Annotated in this window: 8 protein-coding genes and 2 riboswitches; of the genes, 6 read left to right on the top strand and 2 right to left on the bottom strand. The window is 33.1% G+C overall.

All coding sequences use genetic code 11. The annotated features are described in order from the left end of the window. Positions 1-54 precede the first annotated feature (54 nt). The 3 genes from RAH41_RS14045 (at position 55) to RAH41_RS14035 (ending at position 2,251) form a co-directional block, all read left to right on the top strand. Positions 55-258: a PfkB family carbohydrate kinase gene (locus RAH41_RS14045; protein ID WP_331223285.1), complete on the top strand. Its 204-nt coding sequence runs from the start codon at positions 55-57 to the stop codon at positions 256-258. Positions 259-448: 190 nt separating this feature from the next. Further along, a riboswitch (SAM riboswitch) is annotated at positions 449-554 on the top strand. An 85-nt stretch (positions 555-639) separates the two neighbouring features. Continuing rightward, positions 640-738: riboswitch (SAM riboswitch) on the top strand. Positions 739-1,018: 280 nt separating this feature from the next. After that, positions 1,019-1,192 carry a Fur-regulated basic protein FbpA gene (fbpA, locus tag RAH41_RS14040; protein WP_331223283.1) on the top strand — a complete coding sequence of 58 codons (174 nt, stop codon included), beginning with the start codon at positions 1,019-1,021 and terminating at the stop codon, positions 1,190-1,192. A 243-nt stretch (positions 1,193-1,435) separates the two neighbouring features. After that, complete coding sequence (locus RAH41_RS14035; protein WP_331223282.1) at positions 1,436-2,251, top strand: YitT family protein; 816 nt, start codon at positions 1,436-1,438, stop codon at positions 2,249-2,251. Between the two features lie 699 nt (positions 2,252-2,950). Here RAH41_RS14035 and RAH41_RS14030 read toward each other — a convergent pair. Both RAH41_RS14030 and RAH41_RS14025 read right to left on the bottom strand, forming a co-directional pair. After that, on the bottom strand, positions 2,951-3,079 hold the full coding sequence (locus tag RAH41_RS14030) for a hypothetical protein (protein ID WP_331223281.1): 129 nt from the start codon (positions 3,077-3,079) through the stop codon (positions 2,951-2,953). Between the two features lie 28 nt (positions 3,080-3,107). Further along, positions 3,108-5,081 (bottom strand): bifunctional UDP-sugar hydrolase/5'-nucleotidase, encoded by a 1,974-nt coding sequence (locus RAH41_RS14025; RefSeq protein WP_331223280.1) that lies wholly within the window; start codon positions 5,079-5,081, stop codon positions 3,108-3,110. 1,443 nt (positions 5,082-6,524) lie between these two features. Between RAH41_RS14025 and RAH41_RS14020 the strand changes: the two genes are divergently transcribed. The 3 genes from RAH41_RS14020 to RAH41_RS14010 all read left to right on the top strand — a co-directional run bounded on the left by RAH41_RS14020 (position 6,525) and on the right by RAH41_RS14010 (position 13,011). After that, entirely contained in the window at positions 6,525-6,722 is a 198-nt protein-coding gene (locus RAH41_RS14020; RefSeq protein WP_331223278.1) for an aspartyl-phosphate phosphatase Spo0E family protein, read from the top strand. A gap of 765 nt (positions 6,723-7,487) precedes the next feature. Beyond that, positions 7,488-12,404 carry a S8 family serine peptidase gene (locus RAH41_RS14015; RefSeq protein WP_331223276.1) on the top strand — a complete coding sequence of 1,639 codons (4,917 nt, stop codon included), beginning with the start codon at positions 7,488-7,490 and terminating at the stop codon, positions 12,402-12,404. Between the two features lie 202 nt (positions 12,405-12,606). Next, entirely contained in the window at positions 12,607-13,011 is a 405-nt protein-coding gene (locus RAH41_RS14010; RefSeq protein ID WP_331223274.1) for a BsuPI-related putative proteinase inhibitor, read from the top strand. The last annotated feature ends 95 nt before the right edge of the window (positions 13,012-13,106 follow it).

Raw genomic sequence — 13,106 nt, 5'->3', positions numbered from 1 at the left:
GCCAGAAGAGTAGTCTTCTGGCTTAATAAATTCAAGAATTTAGGAGAGGTTCAAATGTATGATGTAACAGCTCTTGGAGAGTTATTAATTGATTTAACTCCTTATAACTCTTCTCAGCCTGGCAAAGTTGTCTTTGAAAGAAATCCTGGTGGTGCCCCGGCCAATGTATTAGCGGGCTTGACCAATTTAGGCAAGAAGACTTGTTTCATTGGTAAGGTAGGAGATGATCAATTTGGACATTATTTAAAGCAAGTTTGATTAGATACAAACATATGCTGCGAAGGATTATCCTTTACCCGAAAGGCAAATACTACGCTGGCATTTGTTCATTTAGAAGAGTGAGTAATTGAAAAAAACGGAAAAATCTAACATTTTCCAAATAGGTTGACGTTTATTTTTATTTAGGTTAATGTTTAGTCATTCAATTTCGATATTACATAAACGATAAATCTTATCTAGAGAGGTGGAGGGATTTGGCCCTTTGAAGCCTCAGCAGCGGGTTCAAACTGAACACTGTGCTAATTCCACCAAGGTAAAGCCTTGAGAGATAAGGAGAGTTGATATTAAAGCTAATCCTCTTCTTTCTTTGAAGAGGTTTTTTCATTATTAACTAAGATTTTAAAAACCAAATATTATTATTTCTTATCCAGAGAGGTGGAGGGACTGGCCCTATGAAGCCTCGGCAACGGGTTCTTTGAATACCGTGCCAATTCCACGGGAGAATCCGAAAGATAAGTACAGAGCCAAAACCTCTCAACTTATCTTGTTGAGAGGTTTTTAGTTTTAATTTTAGTTATAGAAAAAATTTTTAAAGTTAATTCGTAGTATTCGGATGAGAAAAGTTTGTGTTATTAATTGTGTTTAAATGGTCTGACCACCATTTACTGAATTACAAAAAATTTAAAAGGAGTAGAATGGTGATTATGGAGTTTATTTTGAAAAACTTTAGTTGAAATAAATAGAAGGATGGTATAAAAAGAATAAATTGTAACCTAGTAACTAAAAGAGAGGGATTTAATTGGAAAATTTATTGAGAAAAGCTGTTGAAACAAGAAAAAATTATTTGATTAAAAAGTTATTAAAGGCGGGAGTATACAAAAAAGAGTCTACACATTTATATCTCTTAACCTTAAGTGAGTTGGAGGAAGAATTTAATCGAGTAATAAATGAAAATAGAAACAAGTGTGTATAATAACATCTTTATCATTGGTCTTTCAAGATTGTCCTTTAATCTCTAACTTTCTTTTTTTATCTTCAAAACCGATTCTGGTCATAGATGTTAATATACAAAAATGCGTTAATTAAATTAAAGACCACACTATAATTTTAATTACGTATTTCGATTTATCTAAAAAAACTATTAAATTTACATTATAAATAAAAATATTATATTTATAAATATAGAAATAAGAGAATTGATTCGGAGGGAATTTATTTGAGATTTATAGGTATTATTATTGGTTCGCTTATTGTTGTATTAGGATTCAACCTATTCCTAATCCCTCATGAAGTGCTAAGTAGTGGTCTAAGTGGTATATCAATGATATTAGGGATGCTTACCCCCATCAATACTGGTTTGTCTAATTTCCTTTTAAACCTACCATTGTTAATTATAGGATATATTATACTTGGAAGGAAGTTTATCTTTAATTCAATACTTTCAGTTTTAGTTATATCATTAGGTCTATACTTTGTTCCTGTCTATGAAATTGCGAAGGATACAATACTTTCATCAATATTTGGTGGTGCCATAACAGGTTTAGGTGTTGGAATCATCTTTCGATTTTCAGGATCTACTGGTGGGTTTGACATTATTGCCATGATTGTTTCAAGAAAAAGAGATTTTCCAATCGGTGTTTTGCTCTCAAGTATGAATGCGGTAGTAATTGTAATTAGTGGATTTTTATTTTCTTGGGATACAGCATTAAATACATTGGTTTCAATATTTGTCACTGGAAAAGTTGTAGATGCTATATATACAGATCACGCCAAGCAAACGCTAATGATCATTACAAATAAGGGTGAAGAAATGCGTGAGCATTTAATTGCAAATTTGTATAGAGGCTTAACAATAATGGATGGTATGGGAGGATATTCGAAAGACAAACGAAATATTTTAATTACAGTCATTTCTCGATACGAATTAAATGAAGTAAAAACCCTCATTTCAGAGGTTGATAAAAATGCATTTGTTAATATTACAGAAACGATAGAAGTTATGGGATTATTTCATAGACCTGTTCAGAAATAAAACAGATTATTGACTTTGGGAGAAATTTAATATTATTTTGAAACATCACTAGGATCGATAACGATCAATATTAAAATAGATAATAAAACTTTACCAAGTAAATAACAGATTAAATAGGTACTAAAGATTAAGTTTTTTACTTAGTCTTATTTTTTGTAAAAAATTTATCCGCCTTAATCTAATTGAATAAAATCTACTATTAACCTTTATCTTATTGAACTGTACTACCATGAGTTAATAAGAACATAATATACTCAAAACTATTAAGTTACACTAATCGTAATTGAGGATCTAAAAAAACCCATTTCCTTTTAATAAAAGGAGTGGGTTCTCGTAAAAATGTACATAACAAATCCCTTTTTTGAAAGTTCTATTTAAAGCAAGTTGAAAAATTTCATTTTATTTTTGGCTTTCCTGAAAATAAGGCGAAATTGGTTATTTTCATGCTCCTTGGTGCAAATATTATTAGCATATCACCTAATCAAATTCTTAAAATAACAACAAAGTATACAAAAAATAGCCTATTTTTTTGACAGGGTAGGGGTCGCTGGTTCAAGTCCAGTTGGAATCATACGATTAAGGAAGCACAAACCTAAGTGTATCAAGGGTTTGGGCTTTTTCTTTGTTTTCAGTTACTTCCATTTTTTGTAATGAATATTATGCATTGCAAAAAGACTGCACAGAAACTTCACGAGCATTTTAATTTAAACCAAATTTTTCATCAAAACGATCAGCTGTATTCTTGTGCATTTCTTCATTTGAATGTGAGTAAATACCAAGTGTTGTTTCAACTACTTTTTCCTTATCATCCCAGAGACCTTTTGCCACTGGGATTTATTCGAAATTTCTTGATATATTAATAAATTTCTATATCCCTACGGTGTTTTCTCTTTTTTCGTGTAACTAACATAAAAATAATAAAAGCAAGTAATGAGCCTATTGTGATCAAAATGCAGTAAGCTCCGATTGCAATACCATTGGGGTTGCTTAAAATAGCAAATATACTATGATTATTCTCAACAATTTTTCTATTATGGGTAGTATGATAATATTCAGGAATTTGAGGAATACCTCCCATCTTTTGAAATGATTGAAGGTATTCTGCGATCGCCATCCATTCCTTCACTTCGTACTTATGGTCATTAAGAGTATCTGTTATGATCTGTCCTTCATAATCAGTAATAGGTTTTCCCTCTTTAGTTTTCGGGACAATTGACAGCAAACCAAAGGATTTCTTACTTACTACTGAAAGCATTTGGGCTGAATATAGTCCTACTACAACTCGGTAAAGCTTATTTTCCTGAATTTTTTCTAGAGAACCGTCGTTACCTTCAAATTCACTATCTGTAACTTTATTAAAAATTAGCCTGTTTGGATTAAACTTAAAACTTATTCCTGACATATAAAGCTGTGCGGCAGGCATCATTGGAGAAATAGAGGCATCTACCTCGCAGATAGTCTTAATTTCTTTACCAGTAAGATATGCTGAAATTAAAGGATACCCCGAAATATGATCAGGGCCAATTCCTAAAGAACTTACATTAAATGCATCTGCTGTTGTTATATTGCCTTTTACAAAAGAACCTCTTATTATGCCTGCTGGTACAATGGCCATTGCTATAGGTTCATAGTTAGAACCTTCTGCTTTTTTTACAGCATAAACATAGGCATCTGTAATAAAATCACCTAAAGTATCTTCAGCATGCTTTTCTCCAATCTTTGATGTTTCTACAAAATTAAAGCTCGAATTTGCAAGTATCTCATCGAATTTCAGTCCAAAATTATTTAAGTATTTTTCTTGTACTATATTTTTAAAATTATTTATTGTCTTTGAAATATTTGGGTCATTCGGTAAACTGCTATTTATTGGCTCAAGCTTATAGTGATCTAGTTTCCAACCCGTATCTAAAGTATTAGATATATTAATTTTGCCTAAATATTCCCCGTATTCTCCACTGGATGCTATTACTGTTTTATCGACCTTTAGTGGTTCATTGAGTTTAGTGTGAGAATGGCCGCTAATAATAATATCTATACCAGGCACCTTTTTGGCCAATATTTCATCTTCAGATTTAGATTTATTTTTATTCGTACCTGAATGGGATAAGCAAATAATAAGGTCGACCTTTTCTTTTTGTTTTAATTTATCAACAACTCTTTTTGCGCTTTCAGAGATATCAGCAAATTTTACTTCAGACATAGGGGCATCGTCCGCTGCTTCCTTTCCCATCAGTCCAAACAAACCTATTTTTACTCCATTCTTCTCCATTACCGTATAATCTTTCACACCATAATTATTCATTGATTGTTTTAAGTTCATTAAAGATGGAGTTATATTCCCATTTTTATCTTTTGGATATATAACATTCGATGCTACAACCTGAGGTAACCTTTCCCTGCTATTTCTTGCAGAATTTAAGCTCTCAGCCAAGCCTTTAGCTCTAAAATCGAATTCGTGATTCCCTAAAGTTGTTACATCATAACCCAATTGTCCTAATAATCTCAGTTCAGGGGCATCACTTGAATAAATTGATTGAAATAAGGTACCCATTGAATAATCCCCTGCATCAACCAAGAGTAAGTTAGGATCTTTCTGTATTTCATGATTAATAGCGCTTTGTAATCTTGCATAACCACCGGCTTGTTCAATTTGTCCATTTTCCAATATATTAAATGGCAATAAGTGATCATGTAAATCATGTGTAAATAATATAGTTATGGATTTTTTTGTGTTCTCTGCGTAAACCTTTGATATGCTATCAAACTGAAGAATCGCTATAATCATAGTTGCTATTATAACCATGCAGAGTAACTTAAAATGTTTTTTCAATTCTTTCACATCCTAACTTCTTTAATAAAGGTTATAATTTTCCAGACATGATAATTTCCTAATAAGAATCATGTTTTTATACTAAATATCCGAATTATCTGAAAATAATTTTTAACATTTACATAATATACTAGATTTGAATAATATTCTAGATTTTTTTAAAATAATTATTTTAGGAAGATACTTATAACAACATTTCTCCAGGGAATTTATTATCCAAGCCTCCGCTCGTTACTATTCTAGAATTGCTACATAATCTTTTTAAGATCTTTTATGATTCGATTATTCTAATCTTTAACAGCCATTTTTCATTCTTAATAACACTTCGTTTCGTTATTGTACTTTTGCACCCCGTATTGACCAACAGTTCTGGGACTTTGTTTTGAAGGAAATGCCTGCTCTAAACCGATACATTTGTTTATGAGGGAAAAATGTTTTTCACCCAGAAAAAACATCCTCTCTCGGTTTTTATTACGATACTTTCTAATGTTCTGTATTTATACTTCTTATATATCACCAAATTACATAATGGCTTAATGGTCAATAGATTAATTTAAAAACCCAATTCAAAATATATATTAATAGTACGATTGATAGAGATTTGCAATGTTATTTCAGTTAAAATCATTTGAATTATAAAAAAAATAGGTCTCAAGACCCGTGAAAAAACCCATTTGTCACATCACTCTAGCAGATATACAATTCTATTAAATTCAGTGTTACCTATTCTCTTCATATACAGTTAAAAACTACATGCCTCTGATACTGAATCTGTAATTCGTCCAAGATGTGTCGCTTATAACCTGTTAGCAATCTCTTAATTTGCCCTGATCAACAATGAACCCTGCTTTTAAGATGTTTCTCTATATTTGTAATTTATTCATATCTACTAGTAGGATGTATGGTGAAAAAAAGGAAATTGAAGACGCTTTTAGCTACCTCTTTATCTACGTTGTTCTAGCTTTCTCGTATTATCTAAATAGACTACGATAGAAGATGGGACAAAAGTATAAAGTGTACATAAGACGGCATAGTTAGACAAAGAGTGTAGAAGTTTACGAATGTATATGAAAAAGTCTTAGAGTATTTCCTTCGTTTAATCGGTCATACAATTACAGCAACTTGTATGTTATGAAAACACATGTGCAAACTATGGATAGCTCCTAGCTTATTTAAATGTTAACAAGAACCGGTGACGCTTCGTTATGACGTTGTCGGTTTTTTATGATTAAATGCTCTATTCTGTAGAAAAAGTAGAATTGAGCTTTTACTTGCCGTTTCTCACGAGTGTCAAAATGGAGTGCAGCTTTTTAGTTAATCGATTAAATTATTCTAATTTTACTGTAACAAGTGCAAAAGATAACAACTTCAGCAGCAAACTTAGGAAGTCACATCAATAGAAAAATCTTTATAAGAGATATATTCGAATGGGGGTACTTAGGAATGGTTACTTTATTACAACAACAAGCAACACTAGCGATAGAGGAAAAGAGAAATGAATTATATGATGTTAATAAGAGGTATGGTTTTCTTCATTCTAAAACCATTCAATGTAGTCAAGAGTTAGACCTGTTAATAAATCAGTTATTCAATAGGTATACTGTATTGAAGGATGAGTGTTATGAATACTTATTAATTTAGGCACCGATAAACTGATCTTGAAGTAGTTGTTATCGTCATTGTACTTATCATTTAGCAATTAAATGTAACATAATCTTATATATTTCCAATTGTAGATTCGCATGTGGAGTGCGTGGCACAATAAATTTTAAAAAAGGCAGCAAGCCCATTGGGCGCTGCCTTTTTTACTTATAATATAGGTTCAATAAAAAATTATTCAATAGTAGCTGTTTATTATGAACGGGAAAATGGAATCGAAGGAATGTGGGGTTGAGTTGTTATACAACCCTATACACACAATTACTAAATTATCAACACGTTGATTAAAAAACCCAAGTCAAAATCTATATTAATAGTACAATTGATAGATTTACAATGTAATAATATTCAAAATTATTAAAAATGTAAAAAAGTATAAAAAAATGTAAAAAAATGTAAAAAAATAGATAGCTCTCCTTTACAAAAACCCCATTTGTCATCCTATTCTGACAAATATATAATTCTATTAAAATTCAATGTTACCTATTCATCTCATATACAACTAGAAACTACATAACTCTGAGACAGAATCGGTAATTGGTTTAGGAGATATATTGTTAGCAAACTCTTACCCTATTCAACTTTGAATCTTGCTTCAAGATATTTCTTAAAATTTGAACATGCAGTTAGTGTTGTAAGTCTCATCGCAAACCTATTTTATAAGTTTAATAGGTTCAAGCAATTAAGGGAAAGGAGGATAAAGGAGTAGTTAGGTAAATTTAATCTAAATATGGAGGTATAAACTTGATGAAAATCACCAAAAAATTGCTAACATTGTCGACAACTTGCCTACTTACCATAAGCTCATTTGTTGGACCAGCTGGAAATTATGGTAAGGCTTATGCAAGTGAAAATAGTATGAATAGCTATAACCAGAATTCTAAAGAAATAATAGAGAATAAAATAAGTCCAGAACTTAACAAAGAATTTGCTGACAAATCTCAAACTACCTTTCTTGTGAAATTTAAGGATCAGGTAGATACAGCAAAGGTTGCTAATGATGTTAAAACTAAGAATAAGCAACTATCAAATGTAAAAAAAGAGTTAGTCGTTCGTTCATCAATCGTTTCTGAATTAAGAATTAGATCAGATTCATCACAGAGAAACTTGAAAAAGTATATTGAATCAGAAAAGTTAAATGGAAATGTAAAGGATTATAAATCATTTTACGTAGTAAATGGTATGGCAGTAACAGCAACAGAGGAAGTAATGAGAAACATAGCAGCTATGCCAGAAGTTGAAAGTATAATACCTAATGAAGTGACAAAGTTAATTGAGCCAGAAAAAGCTACTGAAGCTGCTGTTCCAACTGTTGATAATACAGAATGGAACCTTAAACAAATTGGGGTGCCTGACGTTTGGGGTTTGGGAATAGATGGAACAGGAGTAGTTGTTGGTAGCATTGATACAGGAGTTCAGTGGGATCACCCTGCATTAAAGACAAAATATAGAGGGTATAACCCAGCTAATCCAGATAAACCAAATAATGAATTTAATTGGTTTGATGCAACTGAACAAAACGGTCAAGAACCCTACGATGATGTTGGTCATGGAACTCATACTGTGGGTACTATGGTTGGTTCAGAACCAAATGGAACTAATAAGATAGGTGTTGCGCCAGGAGCAAAGTGGATAGCTGCTAAGGCATTTACAGAAGATGGTGGAACAGATGAAGATTTAATAGAAGCTGGTGAATGGATGCTCGCTCCTAAAGATCGAAATGGAGTACCACATCCAGAAATGGCTCCTGATGTTATTAATAACTCATGGGGAGGCGGTCCAGGAATAGATGATTGGTATAGAACTATCGTAAAAAACTGGATTGCCGCAAATATATTCCCAGAATTTTCAGCAGGAAATACAACCCCTACCAATCCTGGTGGACCAGGATCAGTTGCAAATCCTGCAAACTATCCAGAATCCTTTGCAACAGGAGCAACTGACATAAACAACAAGTTAGGCAAATTCTCATTAAGGGGGCCATCACCATATGGTGGAATACAAAAGCCGGAAATTTCAGCACCTGGAGTAAATATAAGGTCCTCAGTTCCAGGAGGTAAATATGAGGGTGGATGGAATGGAACCTCGATGGCAGGTCCACATACATCAGGACTTGTTGCATTACTTCGACAAGCCAATTCATCTTTAACGATAGATGAAATAGAAAAAATAATAGAGCAAACAGCAACTCCTTGTACGGACTCTGAATATCCTACAACCCCTAACAATGGATATGGATATGGTGTTATAAATGCATTTAAGGCTGTAACATCAGTTTTAAAAGGAATATCTGAGATTAAAGGCCAAGTATCAACAGATGCCAAGGATACAGTTCCACCAACATTTAAACATATACCTGTTAAAGAGGCATACGAAGGATTGAAACAAGATTTAAAAATAGATGTACAGGATAATGTAAGCGTCGAGACAGTTGAGCTTCAATATAGAAATAATTCATCGGATGAGTGGACAACGGTTGCAGCTGAAAGGAAGAGTGGGGACTACAAGTCAGGAAGCTATCAAGCTGTAATTCCAGCTGACAAAGTAGTGGCAGGATCAAATCTATCTTACAGATGGAGAATAGTTGACAATGGAAAGAACGAGGTTACAAGTGATATCTATACAATACTTGTTAAATCTCCAATTACAATAGGATACTTTAATGATTTTGAAACAGACATGACAGGATGGGAAAGCGATGCTCGCGGGACGGATCAATGGAAGTGGGGAAAACCAACAACAGGACCTAAAGCAGCAGCCTCAGGTGAAAAGGTTTTAGCTACTAATCTTGAAGGAACGTACTCAGGAAATCAAGCTATGCTATTAAAAATGCCTGCTATTGTCCTACCGGAAGGGAATGCTTATTTACAGTTTAAAAATTGGTATGATATAGGGAAAAATGACCGTGCATTTGTTGCGGTTAAACCTGACGGTGCTGAGAATTATGATATAGAAGCAGCATATGTAGGCACTACGTCAGGCGGATATTCAAATGAGGAAGTAGATCTAAGCAAATATGCAGGAAAGAAAATAGATGTTGCATTTCTCTTTGTATCTACTGACTCCAATAATAATCAAGGATGGTTTATAGATGATGTTAGATTAACAAACAAATCTGCAGCATCAGGCAGCACATCAGCAGCTTTAAACAGTATCCCTAAAGAACTGATGAATAGATTAACAAACGTATTTGCGGCTTCAGGTAGCACATCAGATTTAAGCAACAGCCCAAAAGAACAAATAATTAATTCTGCAAAGACCAATTCTGACATAGCAAGAATTCCATTATCAGCTACAGTATCGATTGGTGAAAATGGTCGTTCAACAAAAACAAATCCGCAAGACGGGTCATATAGTTTTAAGGTTAAAGCAGGCGATTATACATTAAGAGCTGAATCCTATGGATACTATCCACAGGTTCAGAAGGTTACAGTAGCAGCTGACCAAGTTCTTGAAAATACAAACATTACATTGGCTCCAATACCTAAGGGAACATTTACAGGTAAAATCATTAATGCCCAAACAGGAAAACCTGTGAAAGGCGCTAAAGTTTACGTAATTGAGGATGCAGCAGTAGCACCAGTTACAACTGATGCAGAGGGTAATTACTCAATAACTGCATATGAAGGTAAATATACTGTACAAGTTACAGCAGAGAACTATTTTGATGAGCAATTTACTGTAGATGTTACGGGTAATAAAAATGTCTCACATGATATTTTGCTAAAACCATTTATAAATTTTTCAGGAGAAATCGGCTATGATGATGGAACACCAGAATATTCAGTGGCTCAATGGGAGGCAGGAGGCGGCTATGCGGTAAGAATGTCACTTCCAGCGGGAGAGACTAGAGGAATAGTAACTTCTGGGTCATTTATGTTTGATACAAGCTTTGGAAAAACATTTAAAGTGGCAGTTTATGATGCAAGTGGAGAGGGTGGCTCACCTGGAAAAATAATAGCAGGGCCATTCAATGGAACTGCTAATAAAGAAGCAGGAAAATGGACAGTCGTTGATTTATCAGCACAACAAATCGTTGTAACTGGCGATTTTTATATGGTTTTCATACAGGATAGTATGGCTCCTGTAAGTCCAGCAATTATGTTGGATAAAAATAATCCAATACTAGCAAAAAGATCATGGTGGTTTGTAAAAGGAGGTCCATTCACTTTAGCAAATAAAGATTTTGGTAACATGATGATCAGAGCAACAGTTAAGCAGGAAGCACTAGCTCCAGTTATAACTTCACCAGTGAACAACCCATTTGTAAATAATGAAAAAGTAACAATAAAAGGTATGGCGGCTCCAGGAATGGACGTTCATCTATTTAGCAAAGATGAAGATATAGCAAACGGAAAGACAAATGATGATGGAAGCTTCTCAATTGATACTGTACTACAAGAGGGAGTTAATACTCTGAAGGCGAAAACTATTACAGAAATCGGATCTACTCCTTATTCGAAGGAAATACAGGTTATAGTAGACAAGACTGCACCAGTTTTAGAAGTTAAAAGCCCACAAAATAAGGCAAATATTAATGATCAGGTACTAACTGTAACAGGAACAGCCAAAGATGAGTATTTAGATTATGTTGATGTTAATGGAACAAGGGCAGACATCGATTCAAATGGAAATTGGATAGTAAAACTTATGTCCAAGGAAGGGCAAAATGGAATAAATGTTGTTGCTAGAGACAAGGCAGGAAATGAAACAGTTAAGAGCGTAACTGTAAATGTAAAATATTCAATAAAAGGTATTACTAATTTGAAACCAGATCAAGATTTAAAATTAAAATCTGGTGATGCAGTGAAGGTTGAATTTGATTCAGAGGTAGGATTAAAGAAAGCAGCATTTAGAATTATTTCTCCTATTGGTAATGTAAATAAGACTATGAGCATACAAACAGCTAATGATTCTGCCATTGAACTGCCAATGAAAGAGGTAGTAGATAAAGATGGCAAAGGTACAGGACATTATGTTGGACAATGGATTGTTCAAAAGGACATTGTATTAAACGGTGGACAGATAGAGGTTACAGTTCAGGACAATAATGGAAATCAAATGACCATGATGACTAAAGGAAGATTGTATGTTAACTCAATTGTATTAAAACCAGTACCACCAGTAATAAAACCAGCACCAAAATTAGTAGCAGACAAAAAAGATAACAAAGTAGGAAAAACAATCAACATAACCTTCAAAGACGATGCAAAATGGAGAAGTTCAATAACAAGCATAACAGTAAACGGAAAATCAATAAAAGGAAACTACAAAATAGAAAAAGGAAACATAGTAATAAACGGAAAAGTATTTACAAAGGCTCAATCCTATAAGATCGTAATAAAAGCAAAGGATTACAAAGATGTACAAGTAACACAGGTTATTATTCCAGAAGTAAAACCAGCACCAAAATTAGTAGCAGACAAAAAAGATAACAAAGTAGGAAAAACAATCAACCTAACATTCAAAGACGATTCAAAATGGAGAAGCTCAATAACAAGCATTACAGTAAATGGAAAATCGATAAAAGGAAACTACAAAATAGAAAAAGGAAACATAGTTATAAATGGAAAAGTATTTACAAAGGCTCAATCCTACAAGGTCTTAATAAAAGCAAAGGGTTATAAAGATGTACAAGTAACACAGGTTATTGTTAAAAAATAACTAAATTAAAAGGGTGCCAGCTCCTGAGAAAAGAGAGAAAAACACTTACTCAGGTAGCTGGCATTTTTATATTATTAAAAAAATGTTTTTATAAAGTAATAAGCAATATTAAAGGGATATATCTATACATTAGGAAAGAGTATCACCTATGAGAATTTTATTTTGCTAAAATCATTTAATCTTAGCTAAGGAGGTTAGAGGCATGACAGATTGGATATGGGATGGAGATGTCATCACAGATGTGGAACAAGCCACATTTATTTTTACGTTAAAAAATAATAGTAATCAGCTAATGCTTATAGAGTCTTCAACAAGCCAGTTTTATGATTATAAGGTGTATAATGTACAAGGAGAACAGGTGTATCATTTTAGTCACGGGAAATTTTTTTTACAGGTGTTTCAAAATAAAGCATTAAACAGCGGGGAACAAATTCAATGGAAAAGTACGTGGAATTACAAAATGAATGATGGAGAGAGAGTACCTGCAGGAATATATACAGTTAGTGTCATTTTAGAAGTATGGAAAATAAATGACAAACTTGTTCATTCAAAGCCAGCTACTTCCTTTCCATTCAATATTCCGCCTGAAAATACAGCCATTCGATAAGTGAAAGTTGTAGGAAGAGAAGTTATTTGATTCAATAAACGTGAACAACTCCACACTCTTCAAAAAGTTCTTTCTTAATTTACTAAGATTGATAC

The organism is Gottfriedia acidiceleris, assembly GCF_036421055.1.
GTDB classification, from domain to species: Bacteria; Bacillota; Bacilli; order Bacillales; family Bacillaceae_G; genus Gottfriedia; species Gottfriedia acidiceleris_C.
This window is presented reverse-complemented; position numbering and strand designations above follow the sequence as displayed.